This window comes from Trueperella pecoris (assembly GCF_014926385.1).
GTDB lineage: Bacteria > Actinomycetota > Actinomycetes > Actinomycetales > Actinomycetaceae > Trueperella > Trueperella pecoris.
Window position 1 is genome coordinate 989,282 of record NZ_CP053291.1, and the last position, 24,041, is coordinate 1,013,322.

The following is a 24,041-nucleotide window of genomic DNA, read 5'->3' on the forward strand; positions in this document are numbered from 1 at the left end:
TCGGGTAGATTAGTGTCGTGACTCCTGTACAGACTGATCTTCTCAACGAACTGGATCCGGACCGCGATTTCCCATTGCCTCCGGATCTTGATTCCCACGGCCCGGCGCGCATCATCGCGATGTGTAATCAGAAGGGCGGCGTGGGCAAAACGACGACGTCGATCAACCTCGCCGCGGCGCTTGCTGAATACGGTCGGAAGGTGTTGATTGTGGACTTCGATCCGCAGGGCGCGGCGTCGGCGGGCGTGGGCATCAACGCGATGATGCTCGAGCGTACCCTCTACGACGAGATGCTCTCGGCCAAGCCTGACATCACGCGTATCATCCATCACACGTCCACCGAGAACCTGGATATTGTGCCAGCCAATATCGAGCTGTCCGCCGCCGAAATCCAGCTCATCAATGAGGTGGCCCGCGAGCAATCGCTCATGAGGGTCTTGCGGCCCGTGGTTGGCAAGTACGACGTCATCATCGTCGACTGCCAGCCTTCGCTCGGCCTCCTCACGATCAATGCGCTGACCGCGGCACACGGAGTCATGATCCCGCTCGAGGCGGAGTTCTTCGCCATGCGCGGCGTGGCGCTCCTCATCGACCAGATCGAGCGCGTCCAGGATCGGCTCAACCCGCAGCTGACCGTTGACGGCGTGTTGTTGACGATGGTCGACACCCGCACGCTGCACGCGCGCGAGGTCATCTCGACGATTCGCCAGCAGTTTGCTGACAAAGTATTCGACACCCAGATTCCGCGCACCGTGCGCTTCCCCGACGCGACGATCGCCGCCGAACCGATCACCGCCTACGACCCGAAATCCAAGGGAGCGGAGGCGTACCGCCGCCTGGCGCGCGAGCTCATTTCCCGCGGCGGCGCGCCGTAGTGAGTCAGGGCGAGGACCTCTTTAGCTCCGACGGATTCGCGGTTGATCTCGACGTGTTCTCGGGGCCGTTTGAGGTCCTCCTTTCCCTAATTTCCCGCAAAAAGCTTGATATTACCGAGGTGTCGCTCGCCGAGGTAACCGACGAATTCGTGGCCTTCGTCCGAGCCCAAGACGAGGCAGACCTATCACAAATGTCTGAGTTTGTCCTCGTGGCTGCGACCTTGCTCGATATGAAAGCCGCCAGGTTGCTACCGCACGACGATTCGGAGGACGAGGATCTCGAACTCTTGGGGGCCCGGGATTTACTGTTCGCCAAGCTCCTTCAATACAAAGCATTCAAGGACGTGGCGGCCGACCTCGCCGCGACGCTTGGTGTGCAGTCCTTGTCCCATCCGCGTGACGTGCCGATGGAGGATCGTTTCCGGCGGTTGTTGCCCGAGGTCGACCTTCGGATCAACCTCGACGATCTGGCGCGCATGGCTGCCCGCGCGTTCACCCGCACACCCCATGAGGTGACACTTGATCACCTTCATGATCCCCTCATTCCCGTGGAGAGCCAGGTAGCTTACCTTCGCGAGCGGCTCATCGTCGGCGATAGGGTGTCGTTTCGGGAGCTGTGCCGGGAGGCACACTCAGTCTCGCTGCTCGTCTCCCGATTTCTCGCGGTGCTCGAGATGCTGAGAAACCGAGAGGTCGACGTCGCTCAAGAGGGGCCGCTCGCCGCGCTGTACGTCACCCGATTGACGAAGGAGATTCCCTCCCGCGACGTCGACGAATCCGAGTGGGGGAGCGCAGAACCCAATCCTGGTACAGAACAGCACGTGGAAAGTGAGCAACGCAATGAGTGAGGAATTCCAGAGAGGAGCACTTGAGGCAATCCTCATGGTCGCACCTGATCCGGTGCCGCTTGGCAGGCTCGCCCAAACAATCGAGCTGGAGGAGGCTGAAACGTTGAGGCTTCTGCGCAAACTCGCCGCTGAATATGCCGGTGACCAGCGCGGATTCCTTCTCAGGGAGGTCGGAGGCGGGTGGCGTCTGTACTCCCATCCGCGCTACAGCGAGGTCGTAGGCGAGTTCATCACGGCCGGCCAATCAACACGCCTTTCGGTCCAAGCGCTCGAAACGCTCGCGGTGATCGCCTACCGTCAGCCGACCACCCGCGCTCAAATCGCGTCAATTCGCGGTGTTGAGGTAGACTCTGTTGTTCGAACTTTGGTGACGAGAGGTCTCGTCGAGCAGGTCGGTACGACGGCCGCAACCGGGGCGTCCCTCTATGGCACTACGCCACTCTTTCTTGAGAAGATGGGAATGAATTCCCTGGATGACCTTGCCCCCTTGGCACCCTACCTACCAGATGACGCCGATCTTGACGACGTCGAAAAGGAGCTACGATGAGCCGCCGCGTACAGGACCTGCATGATGCCAACGGCGAGCGTCTGCAAAAGGTGCTCGCTCACGCGGGCGTCGGCTCGAGGCGAGCATGCGAGGCGCTCATTGAAGAAGGACGCGTGTGTGTGGACGGCGTCGTTGTTCGTCAGCTCGGAATTCGAGTCAACCCGGAAACCGCGGTCATTCACGTTGATGGCAACCGGGTCCAGCTCGACGAAACGAAGGTCACCCTCGTGTGCTACAAGGAGCGCGGCGTCGTCTCCACCATGAGCGACGACCAGGGCCGCGCGACCCTCGCCGACTATGTGGCTGAGCGAACGGAGCGCCTCTACCACGTCGGCCGGCTCGACGCGGAGACCGAGGGCATCATCCTTTTGACCAACGATGGCGAACTCGCCCACCGTCTTACCCACCCCTCCTACGAAGTGCCCAAGACGTACATCGCTCGGGTGGAGGGTACGGTAACCCGTGGGCTGACGAAGGTGCTCGAAAAGGGCATCACGCTCGACGACGGCCCGGTCAAGGTCGATCGGTTCGTCATTCGTGAGGCGGGCAAGAGGCACTCCATCGTCGAGGTCACCCTGCACTCCGGGCGTAACCGGATCGTTCGTCGAATGATGGAGGAGGTCGGCTTCCCCGTGATCGATCTCGTCCGTACGCAGTTTGCCAACATCGCCATCGGGCGGCTCAAGCCCGGTCAGGTGCGCACGGTCGCAGGCTCCGAGCTGGGTGCGCTCATGAGCATGGTGGATCTGTGAAAGACACCGTGCTGACCCAATCTCCGGTGCTGATCATCGGCACCGGCCTTTTGGGGACCTCGATCGCCTTGCGGCTTCGCCGTGCGGGGGTCAGCGTGCACCTCGAGGATGCCTCTCCGGTGGCGGCCGCCTTAGCTCGGGACCTCGGCGCGGGCTCGTTGGATCCCGTGGCGGATCCCAAACTCGTCATCGTGGCGATCCCGCCTGACGTGACGGCGCCGGCCGTGCGATCCGCCTTGGAGCGTTTCCCCAACGCCGTCGTCTCCGATGTTGCCTCCGTTAAGGACCAGATTCGCCTCGAGCTTGAGGGTCATCCCGGCTTCGAGCGCTGGGTCGGTTCCCATCCGATGGCGGGCAAGGAACGGTCCGGTGCTATTGCGGCGGACGCGGATCTGTTCGTTGGCCGTCCGTGGGTGATCGCGGCCAATGAGCGCACCTCGGCTGCGGCGATCGGCACCGTCCGCACGCTCGCCGTCGACATGGGCGGGGCCGTGGTGATGCTCGATTCCGCCGAGCACGATCACGCGGTTGCTCTCGTGTCCCATATGCCCCAAGTCATGAGTTCGCTCGTCGCCAGCGCGCTTCGCGATGCTCCCGCACAAGCGCTCGATCTGGCCGGCCAGGGCCTGCGCGACGTGACGCGTATTGCCGAGTCGGACCCGCTTCTGTGGACGTCGATCATTAGCGGCAACCGCCAGCAGATCGCGGGCGTCCTGCGGGGCATTTCTGCCCGCTTGGGAGCACTCGTGTCGGCGCTCGATCGTCAAGGTGGCGGACTCGACCGCATCTCGTCCGTGATTGCCGATGGCAACAGGGGAGTGGCACGTATTCCCGGCAAACATGGCGGGGCTCGCGCCTCGTATGCGGAAGTGATCGTTTTGATCCCGGACGAGCCCGGCATGCTGGGTAAGCTTTTCGCCGAGATCGGCGACATCGGTGTAAATATTGAAGACCTCGAGATGGAACATTCTGCCAAGCAGCAGGTGGGCAGGGTTATCTTGAAGGTCAATCCGCAACAGGGCCTGCCGTTGGAGCGCGGGCTCGAAGAGAGGGGATGGAGAGTCGTGAGGACTGAGAATCGCCAGCCGCTAGTGATTGCTATTGATGGCCCGTCGGGTTCCGGCAAGTCGACGGTCGCTCGACGCGTGGCGGACGAGCTCGGCCTGTCTTACCTCGATACGGGCGCGATGTATCGCGCGGCCACCTGGTGGGCTCTGCACGAGGGCATCGATCTTGACGATGAAGAGAGCGTCCTGCGCGCCACCCAGAACATGCCGCTGTCGATCGATCTGGATCCGCGCGACCAGCGCTTCGTCTGCGCCGACAGCGATATCACGGGCGCCATCCGTACGTCGGACCTGGCCAAGGTCGTGTCGAAGGTTGCGGTTAACCTTGCCGTGCGCGCCGAGCTGGTGGGCATGCAGCAGGCGATTATCGCCGAGGAGACGACGCCGTCGGGCCACTCGCAAGGCCGCGGGATCGTCGTGGAGGGGCGTGACATCACCACCGTTGTGGCCCCCGATGCTCCCGTTCGCGTCCTACTGACCGCCTCGGAGGAGGCGCGCCTGGCTCGCCGGGCGAAGGAAAACCTCGGAAATGCGGACCGCCAGGCGATCGAGGCCACGCGTGACGAGGTTCTTCGCCGTGACCGCGACGATTCGACCGTGTCGAACTTTACGGTCGCCGAGGACGGCGTGACGACGATCGACTCCTCGAACATGACCATTGATGATGTCGTCGACACCGTCATTTCCCTAATTCCGGAGGCTTACCGTGACTGAAGAAGATGAGCGCCAGTACGAACTGATGCGCGCCTCGCTCGACGACTACGAGCTGGAGGCCGACGACGCAGCCCTCCTCGACCTCGAGTTTGAGCTGGCCCCCGTTGAGGCCGCACCGACCAATCCCGTGCTTGCCATTGTGGGACGGCCGAACGTTGGTAAATCGACGCTGGTCAACCGCGTGGTCGGCCGCCGTGTCGCCGTCGTCCAGGACACGCCTGGCGTGACGCGCGATCGTGTCTACTACGACGCCGAATGGAATGGCCGGCCCTTCACGGTGGTTGACACCGGCGGCTGGGAACTGGACGTGCAGGGCATTGACCGATCGGTGGCCGACCAATCCGAGATCGCAATCCGCGAAGCCGACGCAGTCCTGCTGGTGGTTGACGCACATGTGGGTGTCACCGATGATGACGAGCGCATCATCGAGCTCATTCGCCGTTCGCGTAAGCCTGTTGTACTGGCCGCAAATAAGGTCGATTCGCCCGCGCAGGAGGCCGACGTTGCCTACCTGTGGTCATTGGGCCTAGGTGAGCCGTTCCCGGTGTCGGCGCTTCACGGCCGCGGCTCCGGTGATCTCCTCGACGAGGCCATGCGCATTCTGCCCAAGGTCTCCAGCGTCCGGCGCGAACGGCCGGGGGAGGGTCCGCGCCGCGTGGCCCTCGTCGGCAAACCGAACGTGGGCAAGTCCTCCTTGCTCAACCAGCTCGCGGGCGAAAACCGCGTGGTGGTCAACGATCTGGCTGGCACGACCCGCGACCCGGTGGACGAGACCATCGAGCTAGACGGCCAGCTGTGGACGTTCGTCGACACGGCCGGTATCCGGCGTCGTGTCCATCTCCAGAAGGGTGCCGACTACTATGCCTCGTTGCGCACGCAGCGCGCGGTGGATAACGCGGAACTCGTGCTTGTTCTCATTGACGCCTCTCAGGACCTCACGGAGCAGGACATCCGTGTGATGCAACAGGTGATCGATTCTGGCCGGGCGATGGTGCTCATTTGCAATAAGTGGGACCTCGTTGACGACGACCGGCGCGCGCAACTGGACAAGGAGATCGAACGCGAGCTTGTTCAGATGCCGTGGGTGGAGCGCATCAATATTTCGGCGAAGACCGGATGGCATACGAACCGGCTCACGCGCGCGATGGAGAAGGCCCTGGAATCGTGGGACAAGCGCATTCCCACCGGAAAGCTCAACTCGACGCTCGGCGAGCTCGTGGCCGCCAATCCGCACCCGGTTCGCGGAGGCCGGCAGTCGCGTATCCTCTTCGCGACTCAGGTGGCCGCGCAGCCTCCCCGTTTCGTCCTGTTCACCACGGGCTTCCTCGATCACGGATACCGCCGTTTCATCGAGCGCCGCCTGCGCGAGACCTACGATTTCACAGGCTCGCCCGTGGAGATCTCGGTCCGCGTGCGGGAGCGCCGCCAGCGTAAATAGCGCCTTTCTGTGACGGAGCCGCCCGGTCTAGGCCATAATTGTTTCATGACGACTAAGCGAATTGGTATCTTGACCGCTGGTGGCGACGCCCCGGGGCTGAACGCCGCCATCCGCGGCTTCGGCAAGGCAGCCATCGGAAACTATGGTTGGACGCTCTTAGGCTTCCGCGACGGCATGCGTGGGCTGGCGGAGAATCATTTCGTCGAGCTTGATGCTAAGGCACTATCGGGTATCTTGACGACGGGCGGTACGATCCTCGGCACGTCGCGGGACAAGGTCCACAAGATGATGGTCGATGGGGAGAAGACGAACATGATCCCCACCATCGTTGATCACTACCATGCCGACAAGCTGGACGCCTTGGTGTGTCTCGGTGGCGGAGGAACCGCGAAGAATACTCATCGCCTGGCCGAGGCCGGCCTCAACGTTCTTCATCTTCCCAAGACGATCGACAACGACATCCTCTATACCGATAGCTCCTTTGGCTTCTCGACTGCGCTTGAGATCGCCACGGAGGCGGTGGATCGCCTTCACTCAACCGCGCATTCGCACCATCGCATTATCGTGGTGGAGCTGATGGGTCACCGAGCTGGCTGGCTCGCTCTCGGAGCGGGTATCGCCGGTGGCGCCGACGTCATCCTCATTCCCGAGATTCCCTACTCGGTGGACGCGATCGTGGAAAAGATTGAACGACGCCGTTCGCACGGACTCAGCTTCTCGGTCGTGGCCGTGGCTGAGGGAGCGATGCCGATTGAGGAGGCTCAGCAGCTCGAATTCGCGCGCACTCTCGTTCGCGATGCCTCCTCGCCCGAAGCCAAGGCGATCGCCAAACAATCGGTCAAGGCTATTGAAAATTCTCATCGCGGCACGTCGCTGGCACTTGCTGAGGCACTTGAGGAAAGGACGGGCCTAGAAGCGCGCGTCACCATCCTCGGCCATGTCCAGCGTGGTGGTACGCCGAATGGCGCTGACCGTTTGCTCGGAACCCGGCTTGGAGTTGCCGGAGCTGACGCGATCGCCGCTGGCCAGTTCAACGTCATGGTGGCCGATCGCGGCGACGGGACGGAACTGGTTGACTTGGAGTCCGTCGCTGGCAAGGTCAAGTACGTTCCCACGGATCACGAGTGGATTCGCGCCGCCCGCGAAGTCGGCACCGCCATGGGGGACTAGTAGCTACGCGCAACCGCCGGCACTTACGCCCGCGCTCGAGCATTAAGCTGGCTCCGACCCAATTAAACTGGCGTAGGTTAATACAGCGCGGATCAGCTTAATACGGTTTCGGCCGGGCCTGCCGCCCCCGAAGATGAAAAAGTCTCGCGACAACAACTCGTGTCGCGAGACTTTTGTGAGTCGGGCTAGCGGGATTTGAACCCACGACCCCTTGACCCCCAGTCAAGTGCGCTACCAAACTGCGCTATAGCCCGTGTCGTGTGGACGTATAGATCTTAGCCGAAACATCCCCACAATTGCCAAACCGATCCTCTCGTTTGAGGGTGGTACAGCTCACCCGGCCGAAACGTCTACCTGCGAACACGCACGGACAGGCACGTCACCGAGCCTTCCATCTTTTCAATTTCCGTCATCGGCGTGGTGAGAACCTCGAAGCCCTCGGCCCGCAAATATCGGGCGGTCTTGGGCGCAGAGGCGGACATCAGGAGTGTCTTTTCATCCACGATGACCACCTGGGTGCCGAGAAATTCTTCCACGTAGCGTAGGCCCGGAAAGTGCTGTGCCGGTGGCGCATAGTCGCGATGGGAGATGAACGTGCCGTCGGGCAACGCGGTGAGGCAAGACTTCAGGTGCAAGGCTCGTTCGACGGGCACGCCAACCACCTCGACGCCCATGGGGTCGAGGTGGCGTTGTAAGGCGTCCACGCCCGCCTTATTGGATCGAGTTGACAGCCCAACCCAGACCTTTCCGCCGAACTTGAGGCAATCACCGCCTTCGAGATGTGCTCCCTGCGGAAGGTCGACCACATCGAAACCTCGCTCCACGAGCACTCGCACGAGGCTTTCCTGTTCTTGGATGCGGGTCGGGTGCATCTTGGTTTTCACCGCGAGGTTTCCATAGGTAAAGACCGTGTCTTCCACGAAGATCGAGTCGGGCAGCTCGGGGGTGGGTTCTACCTCCACCACCTCGGTAAAGTCTCGAAGAATATCGCAGTAGGAGTGCCACTGAACACGTGCCAGCTGCGGGCTCATATCTTGTTGATCGAGGTGCGTCAGTTGACCCTGATCCATCTTGGGTGAAGGTTCGCGAACGAGTGCGTATGTCAATTCCATACATCCAGCGTATAACTTTGGGCCCGACCTTTGATTTGAAACGAGAAATTGATGGCGGGACAATTGCGCTGTGACTGAAAACCTGAAGCGTTCCGAAGCCCATCGCCGTGCCGAGTACCTCGAGTTGGACGGCTACCAGATCGACCTTGACGTAACGGAGGCCCCAAGCTCCCTCGCCACCTTTGGCGTGGTGAGCCGCATCGCCCTGACCTCCAGCGAGACGGCAGAGACGTTCCTTGATTTTATCGGACCGGAGGTTTCCGAGGTTCGTGTTGACGACGCCGTCGTACACTTTACCTTCGATGGCGCACGTATCTACCTCGAGATTCCCGCCGGCAAACACACCATTGAGGTCACGGCACGCGGAACGTATTCAACGAGCGGCGAGGGCTTGCATCGCTTCCGTGACCCGGTCGACAACGAAACGTATCTGTACACGCAGTTCGAGCCGGCCGATGCCCGTCGCGTCTACCCAAATTTCGAACAGCCCAATCTTAAGGCGACCTTCGCCATTACAATCACCGCGCCGCGGTCGTGGGTCGTCCTGTCAAACGGCGCCGAGGTCAGCGCGAGCGAAGCAGGCAAGAACAGCCTGGGCGACGACGTTGTGCGACATGAGTTCGCGACGACGAAGCGAATGTCGACCTATCTGACGGCCTTCATTGGCGGCCCGTACCACGAGTTTAAGGACGTCGCCGAGGTCGACGGGCAGACGATCGACCTCGGCTTCTACTGCCGAACGTCTCTCAAGGATCATTTCGACATCGATGACATCGTGACGGTGACCAAGCAGGGACTTGGCGTGCTGCCGAAGGTCTTCGACTATCCCTACCCGTGGGGCAAGTATGATTCGGTCTTCGTGCCCGAATACAACCTGGGTGCCATGGAGAATCCCGGCTGCGTGACGTTCTCCGAGGACGCCTACGTGTTCCGGGGGCAGTCCACGCGTTCCCAGCGTGCCAACCGGGCCAATACGATTCTGCACGAAATGAGTCACATGTGGTTCGGGGACCTCATGACGCCGGTGTGGTGGGACGATCTATGGCTGAAGGAGTCCTTCGCCGAGTTCATGGGTGCGTGGGCGATGGTTGCCGCTACGCAGTACAGCGAGGGATGGGAGAACTTTGCCGGCTCGCGAGTGGCGTGGGCGTTGCGTAACGATCAGTACCCGACCACGCATCCGATCGTGGCAGACATCGTCGACCTCGAGGCTGCCGACCAGGCCTTCGACGGCATCACTTATGCCAAGGGCGCGGCCGTTTTGCGCCAGCTCGTGGCGTGGGTTGGCGAAAATGACTTCTTTGCCGGTGCCGCCAAGCTCTTCAAGGACAGGGCCTTCGCGAACGCCACATTACATGACCTCCTTGACGCGTTGGGCGAGGTCTCCGGTAAGGACGTTGTTTCGTGGGCCAAGCAGTGGCTGGAGTCGGCGGGCGTGTCGACCGTCGCTGTCGAGCGCAGGCCCGAGGGCGTCCAGCTGCGACAGGTGGGGACAGAGCCGTTGACCGGCCTGTCCATCACGCGCCCCCACCTGCTCAAAGTGTCAGGCTGGCGCATTGAGGACGGGGTGCTTAACCGCGTGGCGTCGGTGGATGTCGAGTTGACACAGACCCAGCTCGTGGAGTGGGAGGCTATCGGGGGAGAGGGCATCGATCTCATCCTCCCCAACGACGAGGCGCTGTCCTACATCAAGATCGCCTTCGACGAGCGCTCGTTGCAAGCCGCCATGGCACACGAGCTGGCTGATCCGCTCGCCAGGTCCGTGGTGAGCTCCGCGCTGTGGGAGATGGTTCGCGACGGGCTGCTGTCCGCCGCCGACTTCGCCGATTTCGTGGTGCGCTCGGGGGAGGGGACCGGTTCGGGCTTGCTCTCGAGCCGCGTCATGAACGCCGTAGCGGCGCTGCGTACCTTCACGCCGATCCAGACCCGAATCGAGTCGCTCAGTTCCTTCTTCGACGCCGCTGCGACAAAGCGCGCTTCCGAGGACGCCGACGTTCGCCTTATTTGGACCCGTGCAGTAGCCCGCGCGGGCGAGTTGCTGGTGGACCGGGACGACGACGTCGTCGAGCTCCTCGCCCAGACGACCGACCAAGATCTGCGGTGGATGCTTCTGACGGCGCGTGCCGCAACTGGCAGTCTGGGTACTGACGATCTCGACGCCGAGCTGGCGCGAACCGGGACGGCCGCCGACGTCGTCGCGTATCTGGAAGCCACGGCGAGCCTACCGGGGGCTTCCGCGGATGCCCTTGCCAAGGTTGTCGCGGGTGGCTTGTCCAATGATCACGTCCAGGCGCTGATCAACGGCCTTCGTCAGCCGTTGCGTGCGGGGGAAACCGCCGCGGCCGTGGGAGACTATTTCGCCCGGCTCGAAGACATCTGGACCACGCACTCCCAGGAAATTGCCGAGCGCATCATTTACGGTCTGTACCCCATGAGCGACCTCGATTCTGCTTCTCCTCAGCGCAACGCTCAGGTGCTTGCGGCTGACGAATGGTTGGCGACGCACGAGCAGGCACCGGCCAGCCTTCGCAAGATTATTCTCGATTGCCGCCACGAGCACCTGCGCATGCTACGTGCGCAGGCGACACGCTGGTGACACGCGGAAACTTGGAGAAATTTGCCGGCCGACAATGACACTGATTCACCAGTGCGTTAAGGTTGTAGGAAGAACAGAGAGGGGCTAGCGATGGCAGATTTTGAGGTGCATCCGCAGGGGGTCGATCCGACGTCGACCTCGCGTTTTACGGCGATTGGAGTGCCGCTTGAACCGCAACAAATGGTTCATGGCCTCGATCCCGAAGATACCGCCACCATCAACGCTCTTCCTGCCACCTCCGCGCTTCTCATCGCCCTCACCGGTGCCAACGCCGGTGCTCGCTTCCTGCTCAACGCCGATACCACGACCGTTGGGCGCCACCCGAAGTCGGATATTTTCCTCGACGATGTGACGGTCTCGCGCAAGCATGCGCTGTTCGTGCGCTCCGGCCGCAATTTCTTCGTGCGCGATTCCGGCTCGCTCAATGGCACGTACGTCAACATGCAGCAGGTCGAAGAGGCGAAGCTGAACGATGGCGATGAGGTGCGCATCGGAAAGTACCAGCTGACCTTCTATGGTTCACGTCAGGCGGGCGAATGAGTCCTCAGGCTAAGCGTGTTGAGGAAGCTGAGCTCCCTCGCACATGGCCTCAAGAGGTTTCTCACGAACCGACACTGAAGATCGGTGAAGTGACATCGCAGCTTCGGCGTGAGTTTCCTTTCTTGGCGTCATCGAAGATCCGCTATTTCGAATCCCAGGGGCTCATAGAGCCCTATCGCACGGATTCGAACCAGCGCATATTCTCTCTCGCCGATGTTGAGCGCCTGCGTTTCATTTTGATCGAACAGCGTGATCGCTATGTTCCGCTCCCGCAGATCAAGGAAATGCTCAGCCAGCTCGACTCTGGACAGGCGAGCCAGGACCATCCCGGCCGGATGCGAGCCTTGCCCGACGACGCCCGCCCGACCCCGGGAACGCGCATCCATAAGGACGAACTCGCGGCGTTGACGGGCGCGTCCTTGACCGAGATCGATCATCTGATCGCGGCGGGCATGCTGATCCCGGACGCGCGTGGACGGCTGACCGCCCACGCCGTCGACATCGTACGCTTTTCCAAGATGCTCGGGGAGTCCGGCATGGATCTGCGGAGCCTACGCCAGGTGCGCAACTCGGCGCACTCACACGCGACCAACGTCGTCTCCCAACTGGCAACGGAGCGTGCGCGAAACACGCCGGTGGCAAAGGAGCGCGTGGTCAACGAGTCCGCTGAAATGGCAACGATGCTGACCAATCTTTACCGGGCGTTGCTGACGGAAAATATCGACGTTCAGCTTCGTTAGGCCGGCAAAAACTTAAAGTTATACTTGAGACACGGCAGGAAGACACACCGACCAAGTTTCAACTCACCTCATGGAGGATCGCCCGTACGTGGCTTAAGCTAGAACTTGGATCAATTTGAAGGAGGCTGACGTGAGTGACGCACCCGCACACGGCGCACATCCGCAGCTTGCACAGGGCATGCTATTCGGCGGCCAAGTTCCGGATCTCGACACCGAGACCGGCTACCGCGGGCCGGCTGTTTGCCGTGCACTCGGCATTACCTATCGTCAGCTCGATTACTGGGACCGCATCGGACTGGTTGAGCCATCCATTCGCTCGGCGAAGGGTTCCGGCTCGCAGCGCCTCTACGCGTTTCGCGACATCCTGGTTCTCAAGGTGGTCAAGCGCCTGCTCGACACGGGCGTATCGCTCCAGCAGATTCGGCAGGCGATTGCCCAGCTGACCGAATACGGTGTCGAAGATCTTGCTGCGGTCACCCTCATGAGTGACGGTGCATCGGTGTATTTGTGCACGTCAAATGACGAGGTCATCGACCTGATCCAAGGGGGACAGGGCGTCTTCGGCATTGCCGTAGGTAAGGTGTGGCGCGAGGTGGAAGGCGAACTTTCGGAGCTACCCACCGAGCGCGCCATCGAAGAACCAGTGGACGAACTGGCGGCGCGCCGCACGGCCAAGCGTAACGCCATCTAAAGGAGCTGTTGGTGGTGAAGAACGCAACCTACCTTATTGAGCCCTCCGGAGCCATTGCTACCACGGATGGCGTGATTGACGCGATCATGGAGTGGGCGTCGGCCGAGGAGAAGAAGGTCTCGTTCGTCGAATTCGTTCCCGACATCATCCTTGACGTCGACGGGCGGAGGTTCCGCGCTGAAAAAGCCGAACCTCCGCGAGCATTTTTTGGTGCCGCCGCCATCGACGGCTTTCTCGCCGGGGTGAAATACAAGGTCATTAAGCTCTGGCCCGTCCAATAGCACGCTAGGGTAGCGCGGGAGAGCACTGCCAGAGGAGCGCCACATCGGGCAGGTGTAACGAGTCGCGTCGTGCTCCGCAAATTTGTCATAATGTACATTATCGGATTCACTGGTGTGGATGTTACCGTCACTCATGCACCACCATTCGGCGCGCTGACGGGGTTTGACATGATGTGTGCGGGCTACCCTCCGCCTCTCCGATAACATAGATCTCAAAGACAAGGAGAAAAACATGGCAGAACGCTCATTACGCGGAATGAAGATCGGCGCACACTCGCTGGAGTCGGATTCTGGTGTCGCCTTCGTTGCGCGCCGCGAAGAAAGTTACCGTTGCGAAGACGGGCACACGTTCACCGTCACGTTTGCCGAAGACGCCGAGGCGCCGCTGACATGGGAATGCAAATGCGGCAAGCCGGCCGAGCTGATCGGCGGCGGCGATAACGAGGAAGAATCGAAGCAGGCCAAGCCCCAGCGCACGCACTGGGACATGCTCCTCGAACGCCGCTCCGAAGAAGAGCTCAAGGTCCTCCTCGAAGAGCGCCTCGAGCTGCTTCGCACCGGACGGCTCTACAAGCGCCGCCGCTAGCGTCCGATAAGTCGCCTGATCTGCGCGCCACGCCGCTCAACCCCGAGCTTCGTGGCGCGCACAAATGCTTCCTTAATGATGTTGCCGGACATCTTCGAGGCGCCCGCGCTGCGCTCGACGAAAGAAATGGGAACCTCCACAATACGGGCGCCCATGTCGCGTAACTTCAACGTCATGTCGACCTGGAAGAAATATCCCTTCGATTCGACGCTCGTGAAATCGAGTTTCTTGAGCGTGTCGGTGCGGAAGACGCGGAATCCGGCAGTTGCATCTTTGGCGGGAAGATCTAGCCAAAGCTTGATGTAGAGATTGCCGCCGCGCGAAAGAGCCTCGCGGTACTTTGGCCAATCCACCACTTGCCCACCCGCGGTCCAACGCGAGCCGATGACGAGGTCGGGCTTGTCCGGCTTATCTGCACGTTTGAGCAGGTCAGGAAGGTGCTCTGGCCGATGAGAGCCATCCGCATCCATCTCACACACGTGCGAGTAACCGTGGTCGATCGCCCAGGAAAAGCCCTCGAGATAGGCCCTTCCGAGCCCCTCCTTCGCCGTGCGGTGGAGCACGTGAATCTGGCGATCTTCACTGGCCCGTTCATCGGCATAGATGCCCGTACCATCCGGCGAATTATCGTCGATCACGAGGATATCAGCCTGCGGGGCCGCGGCTCTGGTTCGGTCCAAGATGCCGGGCAGAGATTCGCGCTCGTTATAGGTGGGAATACAGATAAGTACGTTCATGATCGTCCTCGAGTTCTCGATGCTATGGCAAGGATAGCGCCCGCGGCGCCGAGCAGGTAGATGAGCACGCCACGTTGGGTCGCGGTGGTGGCGGCGAAGGTGTTGGCTGAATGGAGCGCGATCGAGACGACCCGGGCGTCCGATTCGAAAAGTCCGGTCTTGTACGCCACGCGGCCGTGAGAGTCAACGATGCCGCTGATTCCTGACGTCGATACCTGCACCGCGGTCCGTCCGTTTTCGATGGCTCTAAACTTGGTCATGGAGAACTGCTGCGCGCTGAGGCCGGTGGTGCCGAAGGAGGCGTTGTTCGTGGGGATGACGATAAGTTGGCTGGCGGAAGCCGCCTTCGAGACGATGTCTGCGTAGGCAACCTCAAAGCAGATGGGCGTCGCAATGCTTACGCCCTCACCGATAGGCACGTTCACAGTGGCGGGCCCTTGGCCGGCGAGCATGTCAACCGAGACGAGGTCAACGACGTCGGTGACCTTCCGGAGCGTCTCCCGAAACGGCACGTACTCGCCGAAGGGCACCGGATGCTGCTTAGAATACCGATCCGTGATCCCCCGGCCAGGTTCGATGACGACGACGTCGTTGTATCGCCCATCGTCAACGTATTGCTGGGTTCCCATAACCAGCGGGATTCCCACATCGTCGACCATACTCAAGACCATCTCCCCCGCGGCCCGGTCCGTTCTGATATCGCGGTCGGAGGAGGATTCGGGCCAGAGAATGAGGTCTGGCTTGATGCGGGAGGATTCGACCAGAGCGCGGGTTTCGCGTACGTGGTTCTCGGTCACGCGTAGGGCGCGGTTCTCTGCATCGTCGGGAACGTTTCCTTGCACGACGGCGACGTTGATGCTGCTATCGGCACGGCCTCCCATGGGGACGAATACCGGCACGATCACGAGGGCGATCACGGCGAGGACGCTTGTCGCCGCCCCAAGGTAGCTCAGCTTTGGGATCATCGCGAGCAAGAGGCCGCCGGCGATGGCGACCCCGCCCACGAGAGCCGTCGAGCCGTAGGGCGCCACGTGGGCGATCGGCGAATCAACCAGCGCAAAGCCGACGCTCCCCCACGGCAGGCCGCCAAAGGGCCAGGTGCCGCGGGCCTGCTCGGCGGCCAGCCACACGAAGGTGGCCGGGGGAACCTGCCACACCACCGAGGCCTTACTTCCGCCCGATAATGCGGCCCACAATGCTCCCACAACGCCGATAAACGCGGCCTGAACGGCGGCCAGGGCAATCTGTGCAACGTAGAGCCCCGTCGCGGCCGTCGCCCAATCGAAGAGCGGAAAGAAGAAGAAAAATCCCCACACCCAGCCAAGACCGAAACCGGCCAGCATGCCTCTGCCCTGCAGCGCGAGCCACAACAAGGAGATGGCTGGAAGCGAGAACGCCCACACACCCATGGGCTCATTCGACAGCCACATGGAAAGGCCGCCGGCGATGGCGAGGAGGATTCTGAACACCATTAAATCTTACGGGAAAAATAACGCAGGCTCCCATGTTCCTCGGACCGATCGTCAGATCGTTTTCTATCGAACAAAGAGCCTGCGTTCACACCTATTGCGTGCTTTTACAAGAGTAGAGCTGCTTGTACTTGCGGGCAACTCGATGTGAGCTATAGCCACTCCCAGCGGCGGATCATGTCGCGCGCCCGCCCGGCGCACTCGTGTAGCGGCCCAGCGGGTGCTACTTGCTCGATCTGGCCCAGGAGGTCGATGAGGCGCCGATTTGCCGAGATAAAATCGCCGACGACGAGGTCGCTCATCTGCATCACCGTTTCGAGATCGGCGCCGCTTGCCCAGGCGGCAAAGGCCTCCATGGCCCCGGGGAAGGGATCGGAGGTGCGCGTGATGTCTACCGCCGCCTCGAGCGCGCGCAGGAAGTCGAGGTTGCGCTCAATTGCGGTCCACGCTGCGCGGAGGGTGGCCTGGCGAGGCAGTGCCGTCCCGAGGCGACGGTCACAGAGGAAGGCCGAGGTAACCCCTGCGAATTCCGCTGGCGTGAGTCCCTGTATGGCGGCCTCGTTCAGGCACTGGACGATGAGCAAGTCCGCTTCGTTGTGAATGCCGCGGAGCATGGCCGCCCCCGCGGCGAGCTTGACGTGGCCGGCCGCGCTCTCGCCGCTCTCCCCCGGCTGGAGATACCCCAGGCGAGACAGTACCGACGCCGTCGCGTCGAACTCTTTGGCCACCGAGTCGTCGTAACGCTCCGACGTCGTCTCAAGCGATTCGAGGTTGTTCAGTAGCGAAACATACTCGGTGCCGTGGCGCAGATGGTCGCCCAGGTCCGGGCAGTGGTGGACCGGATGTGCCTCGAGCTCGGCCGAGGATCGCACGGCAAACCGGTCCCAGGAGCTCGTCAGATCCGCGTCGGTTCCCAGCGCCGAGCGCTCCTCGATGGCTTCCCAAATGGACTCCGCGATGGTTTGGCGCACCTGCGGATCCTTGGGCGACAACCCGAAAGGCATGTCGTTTGTGCCCAGGTCGCGCAACTCGGAAGAAAGCTCATCCTCGTGTAGCCACACCATCTCGCCGTACAGGTTGACGAGCCGTAGCTTGCGGCCAACCGAGAGCGTGACGCCGTATTCGAGCTCCCCCTGGCGGGCAAACGCATAGAGCCGCCCGGTTCGTGCCTCGTCCCACGATCGCTCCATGCGGCTGCGATACTCCTGCTTGGCGCGCTTACGCTCAGCCTTGCTCGCTCTCTCGCTACGACGCCGAATCCGCAGATATTCGGCCACGTCACCCAGCAGGCACGAGTTTTCCAGCTCAGCTTCGAGAACCTCGAGGCGTGCACGAATGCGGGCGATGCGGCCACGCAAGTCGCCCAGCTCGGCGTTGCGCTGATACTGGGCAAACGATGTACCCATGATGGCCCGCGCATCCTCGTAAGAATGAAAAGCCAGCAGGTTGACCACCGAATTGTACGAGGGGAAGAACGCCGAGTAGAGCGGCTCCACCCTCCCCGAACCCAAATTGGCCAACGCGCCCAGGTCCAGCTCGTCGCTGTGCAAAACGACGGCGTGGCCGACCTTATCCTTGCCGCGCCGGCCTGCACGCCCGATGAGCTGGGTGTACTCAGTCGCCGTCAGATCGACGAAGTCCGAGCCATTCCATCGTTGAAGCTCCTCGAGGACCACCGTGCGCACCGGCATATCTATTCCCAGGGCGAGCGTGCCAGTGGCGTAGACGAGCTTGAGCAGACCCGCCTCCATCAGATCCTCGGCCAATTCCTTGAGGGCGGGAAACATGCCCGCGTGGTGAGCTGCGAATCCCCGCACCATCGCTCTCGACCAAAAAGCGAAACGAACGGCACGCTGGTCTTCCTCCGTCAGTTCCTGGCGCAGCGCACGCAGATGTGCCCGGATAAGGCGCTGCTCGGCGGGCGTGGTCAACGTCAGCCCGTCGTCGAGAAGATCCGACACGGCCCTATCGCAACCCTTGCGGGAGAAGATGAACTCGATCGCAGGCAGAAGATCGCGGCTTGTCAGTTGAGTGAGGACTCCCTTGCGGCGGGCCAATCCGGTTCGGCGTCGCGAACGGCCACGGGAGCCCGCCGTCTGGACAAGGCGCGCGTTGAGCTCGCCGTTGTCGTAGAGCGGCTCGATCCGCCGCTGGATAGCAACGTGCTGGACCAGCGGAACTGGGCGAACCTGCGAAACGACCACCGTGGTCACTCCGCGAATCGAGCGTAGCCACGCCGCAAACTCCTCGACGTTCGAAATAGTGGCTGACAGCGAGACCAGCCGGACGTGGGCGGGCAACTGCAGGATGACTTCCTCCCACACGGGCCCGCGAAACTCGTCGGCAAGGTAGTGGACTTCGTCGAGGACGACGTAGCCGACGTCGCCCACCACGTCGTCATGCTGGAAGAGCATGTTGCGTAGCACTTCAGTGGTCACAACGAGGATGGAGGCTTCCCTGTTGATGGCCTGATCGCCGGTTAGCAGGCCGACGTTCTCTACACCTAGGCGCTCGGCGAGGTCACGATATTTCTGGTTCGACAGGGCCTTGATCGGAGCCGTGTAGATGCATTTTTGCATCCGTGCCAGTGCAAGTTCAACGGCATACTCTGCAACCACAGTCTTGCCCGCACCGGTGGGCGCCGAGACGAGGACGTCACGATCCTGCCCAAGGGCCTCAATTGCCTCGAGCTGAAAGTTATCGAGATAAATGCCGCGCCCTGCATAGCGGTCGACGAAATTGTTGGCGACGAGATCCATTACATCACCAGCCTCAACGCACCGGGCAGAACCCGGACCGTGGCTGGCGCGCGGCATATTTCCTCGCCGTCGGCCATGATCATCGGCAAGGGACCACCGAGCTCGGGGGCAGGATCGATCCGTATCTCGCTCGTGCGGTAGAGGTGGACGCGTGGGTCGCGCAGGTGGCGGTAGAAGACGAGGCGGGTCAGCAGATGTGCGATGGAGCCCATGCCCAGGCCCGGGGTGAGGACGACGTCGAGCAGGCCGTCGTCGGGAAGCGCGCCTGGCGAGACACAAAATCCCCCGCCAAAGTATCGGGTGTTGGCGATCGACAGGAGCGTCATCGCCCCCGCATGCGTGTGCCCGCCCATGCTCACGCGCACTCCGTACGGTTCATAGGCGCCAATCGCGCCCGGTAGCGCGCGCACGTAGCGAAGGTTGCCCTTGGGCCACGTCATGTGGTTGGTGCGCACGTTGGTATCGGCGTCGATGCCAACAGAAACGATGGCGAGCGCCCGTTGGCTGCCCTGATGCCAAGAAATCTCCATGACGTCGACATCGCGATAGCGCCTAGTGAGAAGTGACGCTGCGATCTGGTGGACGGAGTCGTGAATATTATGTATTGGTAGACCAAACTCGCGTGCAATGTCATTACCGGAGCCGGCCGCCACGATACCGAGCGCAATGCGGCTGTCGCCGACGGCGTTGACCGCATTGTGGATGAAGCCGTCGCCACCGACGATGATCAGCGCGTCGATCTTCCCCGAATGGCTGGCCTCGTGCATGGCCACGAAGGCTTGTTCGCGCGTACCCACGGGTAGCCAGACCATGTCGACCGGATACTTGAGCAGAACCTCGCGTAGCGCGCTCCTGTAACTATCACTACGGCCCTTGCCGGAGCTGGGATTCAGTGCAAGAGCCACTCTCATCTGCGACGTTCCTTGACCTGTGCTCGGGCACGTTCACGTTCGGTGGGGCCGATCGATTCGAACGACGTCTCGTCAATGGCCTCCCAACGGCCCCGCGCCGCGTTGAGACGGCGGTTTCGACGGCTGGCACGCTCGGCGCGGATTCGGCGGCGATCCTCGCGCGCGGCCCGGCGCCGGGCCGGGTCATCATAGACGTCGGTGACTGGAATCAGATCCCTCACGGGTATCGAGATGGTCGATGCTACCTCGCCTAGCTTGCCTGCCTGGAGAAACAGCCGCTTCGCCGCGCGCCAGATATCCCGCAGCGTGAAGCCGAAGTATACGCCTAGCCCGATGAGGCCAATCAGCAAGACCCAGAACCACATGGCCCAGCCTCCTTATATGTGCGTGCCTGCGAAGAGATCAATTCGGCCACGTGCGCCGGTTCGACTGCCACCACCGATTCCCCCATCCTTATCAGAAGGGTCCGCAGCCACGCCATGGACGAGACCGTCAGGTGGATCACGAGCAGCCCGTCGGATTCGGTCAACTCGTCAATGGGCAGCGTCTCCGCCACCCAGCGGGCGGCCGGGGTAGCCCGGATCGTCACTTGCTGCCCGGCGAAGGGGCTCTGTGCGGAAAAGCGGGCGCGAATGTCCTCCTCGAGCGCCTTGGAGAACGTCCGGTCGAGGACCGTCACTTCCGCTACACGGTCGAGGCGATACGTCCGCAGCTGGTCGTCCTTGGCCGCGACGAGGAGCGCTCTCGCGCCCGTCGTGATCGTGATCGGTGCCAGCGTCACCACCTCGTCGAAAACGTGGAGGTCCTCGCCCGCTTTGAGGTAACGCATGCGAATCAGACGGCGAGACTTCATCGCCTCGTTCAGCGCGTCCGATATTCGATCGGAAAGATTGACGCTCGGAGCGGGCCACAGCGCACTTCCATAGCCCGCCTTCTTGGCGCCGGCCGTCAGGCGCTCACGCAGGCGTGCAAGGTTTACTCGGGTTTCCGAGTCGACGACGCCGAATAGGTCGTCGATAAGCGCCAAGAGCGTGATGAGTTCCGCCAGTGTCAACGACGGCGAGACCGCCGTCGTATTGGCGATGAGGCGAACCTCGCCGTCGGCGTCGTCGGGAATCGACACGTCAACGGGCGTGTCAACATAGCCCGCCAGCGGAATCTCCAGCACGAACAGTTCGAGGAGCTCCTTGCGCATCTGTGCCGGCGTCTTCTCAAATCGCCGGGCGAGCTGGCGCAGGGTCGGGGTGTGGCTATCCAGATGGGACAGGATGGCGATCTTGCGTGACAGTGACAGGTCAGCCATGGCCGTCGCCCCCTCCCAGGTGTTCCAGGTGTGCGATCCGGGCGAGGAAATCGGCCTTGAGGTCGCTGGGGCCGACCAGCTCGGCATCGAGCCCGTAAAACATGAGGTCCTCATAGAGGTGGGCGCGGTCGATGCCCACAAGCGTGAGCTCATATCCGCCCTCGACCTGGCGCACATCGCTCGCGCGCATCATGAGAGGGAGCTCGCGGCGCGTGCGTACCACGGCGTCGACGGGCGTGAACGTCGTCACCACGGCTTCGTCGAGTTCGTGGGTGATGCGCTCGTCGAGGGTCGTCACCGGACCCGCGATGCGGTCGAGCTTGTACATTCGCTCCCCCGCAGCACCGCTACCTCCGCGAATCTGGAAGCCACGCAGATAAAAGGCGTCAAAATGCACCTCGAGGCGGAGCGGGTCGACGACGTATCGCCCCGGTGAGGAGCGCGTCGCGGACTGGTAGCGAAAGGCGATCCGGCGCCCGAGCTGGATCGCCGGTGCAATCTTTAGGGCCGCGTCCCCGCGCGGGGTGTGGATGCTCAGCCGTGCTTGTGGCTGCGAAGCTTCAGCAGACGACAGGAGTTTTGTCACGGCCGACTGGGCGGAGACGAACGCCTCCGTCTTGCCCTTCGCACCAAGCAGGCTGCGCAGGATGCTCATTTCAACGTCACCGCCGTCGACGTGGATGTTTGTAGAATCATCGAGGATATATCGATATTCGTCATCGACCTGGATGTTGTATCCCGACTCCCGCAAGGACAACAGATCGCGTTCGAGATACCGCTGGACGTTTCCCGGGGCGATGCCACTGTAAGCAGGTAGGGCCAAGATCTCACGGACGGTAGGACGCGCGTGCCGCAACAGGACCAAAAGTGCAAAGCGGCGCTCACTGACCGTGCGCGATTCATTCATGACTTCTACCTTAGTGGACTAGAGTGTTCATCGTGATGAAGTGGCGAGAAGCGCACATTCTGCGCGAGAGAAACGCATGGGCAAATGCCGCCGAGTACGAGGCCGAGCTCGAGGGCCAGATCGTGCGGGCGTTAGCCTATATTCCCCAGGTGGGCAGGCCCGAGCCTGGGGACCGCGCGCTCGTTACCTCCGCCACGCACGCTCGCGGCCTTGGCACCGGTGGGTACGTCATGATCGTCGCGCTCCCCGATCGCCTACCCGCCGACGATGACGCTACAGCCGGCCACATCGTCAAGGCGCGTTATACGCCGCTACAGTACATGGTCATGGGCGTCGACGAGCAAGATTCTCCCTATCATGGCCTTCTTCAAGACGCCGACTCCATCGACGCAATGCCCGTGATCGGCGCCGACCTGCACTCGGCACTCCCCGCCATCGTCGCCGGGGTGCACGCTGTCAGCCCAGGCGCGACCATCGCCTACGTCATGTCGGACGGCGGCGCGCTACCGGCATGGTTTTCCCAGACGGCCGCAGCCCTCAAAGACAAAGGACACATCCTTGGCACCATTAGCGCAGGCCAAGCCTACGGCGGCGATTTGGAGGCAGTCAACGTTCACACGGCTCTCCTCGCCGCTAGGCTCGTTTGGAACGCCGACATCGCGATCGTCACCCAGGGGCCGGGCAACCTCGGCACGGACACCCGGTGGGGATTTTCCGGCACATCGATCGGAGAAGCCCTGAACGCGGCGCACGTGCTCGGCGGACGCCCGATCGCAGCGTTGCGCGCCTCCCAAGCTGACGCGCGCCCTCGCCACCTCGGCATCTCCCATCACACGATGACAGTGCTGGAGAAGGTCGTCCACGTACCGTGCACGGTGGTCACTCCCGAGATCGCCACGGTTGCCGAGGACGTCCGCGCTCAGATGTCAGGCCAGCTGATTGAGCTTGCCCAGCACGAGAACCTAACGCTGGTGGACTACCCTACCGCCGCATTGGTCTCCTCGCTTCGTAACCCGCCTGCACCCCTGCGGACCATGGGCCGAACCTTCGACGAAGATCCCCTCTCGTTCCTCGCAACCGCAGCAGCCGGTGCATACGCGGGAGGGCTCGTCGACAACGAGCCCTCCCATCCAATTCGCTAAGACGGTATCAAATACGCGACGTCAAAATCGGTGTCACGAGGATGCCGCGCGCGCCGACGTCGTGCAAATCATCCATCACTTTGTTCATCTTCTTACGATCAACCATCGCCCGGACCGCAACCCAGTCCTCGTCGTGCAGCGGTGCGACGGTCGGTGACTGATATCCGGGAGTGAGCCGGACGGCGAGGTCGAGTTTGTCGCGCTCAATGTCGTAGTCCATCAGCACATAATTACGTGCGGTGATCACGCCCTCGAGTCGGCCGTCGAGGATCTGAAGATCGTGGCTGATCTCGTCCCCACGCCGAATCAGGATCGCCTCGGACTCGAGCAACGGATCGCCGAACACGTTCATACCGGCCGCGCGCAGCGTCGTGCCAGTCTCCACCACATCCGCGATCGCATCGGCCACGCCGAGTCGCACCGAGCTTTCCACGGCACCGTCGAGGTGGACCACAGTCGCGTCGATGCCGTGCGTGGCCAGATAATTTGTCACAAGCGAGTCGTAGGACGTTGCGATGCGCTTGCCCTGCAGATCGGCGATCGTCATGTTCTGCCCGCCCGGCGCGGCAAACCTGAACGTGGCACGGGCAAATCCGAGGCCGCGATGCTCAATGGCGGGCGCCTCAGAGTCGAGGAGGAGATCACGGCCGGTGATGCCGACGTCAACTGTGCCCGCGCCGACGTACACGGCAACGTCGCGCGGGCGTATGTAGAAGAATTCGACGTCGTTATCGGCGTCAACTAAGACCAACTCGCGCGACTCGCGGCGCTGACGGTACCCGGCTTCGGCGAGCATGCGCGAGGCGGGGTCGGACAGGGATCCCTTGTTGGGAACGGCAATGCGAAGCATGATTCT

Annotated in this window: 23 protein-coding genes and 1 tRNA gene; 14 read left to right on the forward strand and 10 right to left on the reverse strand. The window is 62.1% G+C overall.

The features are described from left to right. The first annotated feature begins 17 nt into the window (after positions 1 to 17). Genes HLG82_RS04745 through HLG82_RS04775 form a run of 7 tightly spaced genes read left to right on the forward strand, consistent with a single transcriptional unit; the run spans position 18 to position 7,411 of the window. On the forward strand, positions 18 to 875 hold the full coding sequence (locus HLG82_RS04745) for a ParA family protein (protein ID WP_281388912.1): 858 nt from the start codon (positions 18 to 20) through the stop codon (positions 873 to 875). Then, positions 875 to 1,723 (forward strand): segregation and condensation protein A, encoded by an 849-nt coding sequence (locus HLG82_RS04750; protein WP_193327549.1) that lies wholly within the window; start codon positions 875 to 877, stop codon positions 1,721 to 1,723. Before HLG82_RS04745 ends, HLG82_RS04750 begins: the two co-directional genes overlap by 1 nt. Then, the gene (gene scpB, locus HLG82_RS04755; RefSeq protein ID WP_193327550.1) at positions 1,716 to 2,270 is read left to right on the forward strand and encodes an SMC-Scp complex subunit ScpB; all 555 of its coding nucleotides are present in this window, start codon (positions 1,716 to 1,718) and stop codon (positions 2,268 to 2,270) included. The genes HLG82_RS04750 and scpB overlap by 8 nt, the downstream gene beginning before the upstream one ends. Beyond that, entirely contained in the window at positions 2,267 to 3,022 is a 756-nt protein-coding gene (locus HLG82_RS04760; protein ID WP_193327551.1) for a pseudouridine synthase, read from the forward strand. Before scpB ends, HLG82_RS04760 begins: the two co-directional genes overlap by 4 nt. Continuing rightward, the gene (locus HLG82_RS10580) at positions 3,019 to 4,803 is read left to right on the forward strand and encodes a prephenate dehydrogenase (RefSeq protein WP_193327552.1); all 1,785 of its coding nucleotides are present in this window, start codon (positions 3,019 to 3,021) and stop codon (positions 4,801 to 4,803) included. Before HLG82_RS04760 ends, HLG82_RS10580 begins: the two co-directional genes overlap by 4 nt. A 25-nt stretch (positions 4,804 to 4,828) precedes the next feature. Beyond that, positions 4,829 to 6,241: a ribosome biogenesis GTPase Der gene (der, locus tag HLG82_RS04770; RefSeq protein ID WP_193327725.1), complete on the forward strand. Its 1,413-nt coding sequence runs from the start codon at positions 4,829 to 4,831 to the stop codon at positions 6,239 to 6,241. 45 nt (positions 6,242 to 6,286) lie between these two features. Next, positions 6,287 to 7,411, forward strand: coding sequence for a 6-phosphofructokinase (locus HLG82_RS04775; RefSeq protein ID WP_193327553.1), 1,125 nt, complete (start codon positions 6,287 to 6,289; stop codon positions 7,409 to 7,411). Positions 7,412 to 7,591: 180 nt separating this feature from the next. On the opposite strand, the gene HLG82_RS04780 is transcribed toward HLG82_RS04775, so the two are convergent. Both HLG82_RS04780 and HLG82_RS04785 read right to left on the reverse strand, forming a co-directional pair. Then, positions 7,592 to 7,665, reverse strand: a tRNA-Pro gene (locus tag HLG82_RS04780). 96 nt (positions 7,666 to 7,761) lie between these two features. Then, on the reverse strand, positions 7,762 to 8,523 hold the full coding sequence (locus HLG82_RS04785; protein ID WP_193327554.1) for a dimethylarginine dimethylaminohydrolase family protein: 762 nt from the start codon (positions 8,521 to 8,523) through the stop codon (positions 7,762 to 7,764). Positions 8,524 to 8,593: 70 nt separating this feature from the next. Here HLG82_RS04785 and pepN point away from each other — a divergent pair, with 70 nt between their 5' ends. The 6 genes from pepN to HLG82_RS04815 all read left to right on the forward strand — a co-directional run bounded on the left by pepN (position 8,594) and on the right by HLG82_RS04815 (position 13,957). Next, complete coding sequence (gene pepN / locus HLG82_RS04790; RefSeq protein WP_193327555.1) at positions 8,594 to 11,119, forward strand: aminopeptidase N; 2,526 nt, start codon at positions 8,594 to 8,596, stop codon at positions 11,117 to 11,119. Positions 11,120 to 11,209: 90 nt separating this feature from the next. Then, positions 11,210 to 11,659, forward strand: a complete 450-nt coding sequence (locus HLG82_RS04795) for an FHA domain-containing protein (protein WP_193327556.1) — start codon at positions 11,210 to 11,212, stop codon at positions 11,657 to 11,659. Continuing rightward, positions 11,656 to 12,399: a transcriptional regulator FtsR gene (gene ftsR / locus HLG82_RS04800; protein WP_193327557.1), complete on the forward strand. Its 744-nt coding sequence runs from the start codon at positions 11,656 to 11,658 to the stop codon at positions 12,397 to 12,399. The genes HLG82_RS04795 and ftsR overlap by 4 nt, the downstream gene beginning before the upstream one ends. Before the next feature lie 178 nt (positions 12,400 to 12,577). Continuing rightward, on the forward strand, positions 12,578 to 13,090 hold the full coding sequence (locus tag HLG82_RS04805; RefSeq protein ID WP_193327726.1) for a MerR family transcriptional regulator: 513 nt from the start codon (positions 12,578 to 12,580) through the stop codon (positions 13,088 to 13,090). Positions 13,091 to 13,101: 11 nt separating this feature from the next. Next, on the forward strand, positions 13,102 to 13,371 hold the full coding sequence (locus HLG82_RS04810) for a hypothetical protein (RefSeq protein WP_193327558.1): 270 nt from the start codon (positions 13,102 to 13,104) through the stop codon (positions 13,369 to 13,371). Between the two features lie 232 nt (positions 13,372 to 13,603). Further along, positions 13,604 to 13,957 carry an RNA polymerase-binding protein RbpA gene (locus HLG82_RS04815; protein WP_193327559.1) on the forward strand — a complete coding sequence of 118 codons (354 nt, stop codon included), beginning with the start codon at positions 13,604 to 13,606 and terminating at the stop codon, positions 13,955 to 13,957. Here the strand turns inward: HLG82_RS04815 and HLG82_RS04820 are convergent. The 7 genes from HLG82_RS04820 to HLG82_RS04850 form a co-directional block, all read right to left on the reverse strand. Beyond that, complete coding sequence (locus tag HLG82_RS04820; RefSeq protein WP_193327560.1) at positions 13,954 to 14,694, reverse strand: polyprenol monophosphomannose synthase; 741 nt, start codon at positions 14,692 to 14,694, stop codon at positions 13,954 to 13,956. The genes HLG82_RS04815 and HLG82_RS04820 overlap by 4 nt on opposite strands. Further along, on the reverse strand, positions 14,691 to 16,166 hold the full coding sequence (gene lnt, locus HLG82_RS04825) for an apolipoprotein N-acyltransferase (RefSeq protein ID WP_193327561.1): 1,476 nt from the start codon (positions 16,164 to 16,166) through the stop codon (positions 14,691 to 14,693). Before lnt ends, HLG82_RS04820 begins: the two co-directional genes overlap by 4 nt. A gap of 149 nt (positions 16,167 to 16,315) precedes the next feature. Beyond that, positions 16,316 to 18,922 (reverse strand): DEAD/DEAH box helicase, encoded by a 2,607-nt coding sequence (locus HLG82_RS04830; RefSeq protein WP_255313940.1) that lies wholly within the window; start codon positions 18,920 to 18,922, stop codon positions 16,316 to 16,318. Continuing rightward, positions 18,922 to 19,833 carry a diacylglycerol/lipid kinase family protein gene (locus tag HLG82_RS04835; protein WP_193327563.1) on the reverse strand — a complete coding sequence of 304 codons (912 nt, stop codon included), beginning with the start codon at positions 19,831 to 19,833 and terminating at the stop codon, positions 18,922 to 18,924. Before HLG82_RS04835 ends, HLG82_RS04830 begins: the two co-directional genes overlap by 1 nt. After that, positions 19,830 to 20,198 (reverse strand): hypothetical protein, encoded by a 369-nt coding sequence (locus tag HLG82_RS04840; protein ID WP_193327564.1) that lies wholly within the window; start codon positions 20,196 to 20,198, stop codon positions 19,830 to 19,832. Before HLG82_RS04840 ends, HLG82_RS04835 begins: the two co-directional genes overlap by 4 nt. Next, a complete protein-coding gene (locus tag HLG82_RS04845; RefSeq protein ID WP_193327565.1) occupies positions 20,177 to 21,136 on the reverse strand; it encodes a helix-turn-helix transcriptional regulator in 960 nt (319 codons plus the stop codon). Before HLG82_RS04845 ends, HLG82_RS04840 begins: the two co-directional genes overlap by 22 nt. After that, complete coding sequence (locus HLG82_RS04850) at positions 21,129 to 22,043, reverse strand: helix-turn-helix transcriptional regulator (RefSeq protein WP_193327566.1); 915 nt, start codon at positions 22,041 to 22,043, stop codon at positions 21,129 to 21,131. Before HLG82_RS04850 ends, HLG82_RS04845 begins: the two co-directional genes overlap by 8 nt. A 35-nt stretch (positions 22,044 to 22,078) precedes the next feature. Between HLG82_RS04850 and HLG82_RS04855 the strand changes: the two genes are divergently transcribed. Further along, positions 22,079 to 23,185, forward strand: coding sequence for a DUF3866 family protein (locus HLG82_RS04855; RefSeq protein ID WP_193327727.1), 1,107 nt, complete (start codon positions 22,079 to 22,081; stop codon positions 23,183 to 23,185). A gap of 7 nt (positions 23,186 to 23,192) precedes the next feature. On the opposite strand, the gene hisG is transcribed toward HLG82_RS04855, so the two are convergent. Continuing rightward, the gene (gene hisG, locus HLG82_RS04860) at positions 23,193 to 24,035 is read right to left on the reverse strand and encodes an ATP phosphoribosyltransferase (protein ID WP_193327567.1); all 843 of its coding nucleotides are present in this window, start codon (positions 24,033 to 24,035) and stop codon (positions 23,193 to 23,195) included. Positions 24,036 to 24,041: the final 6 nt, after the last annotated feature.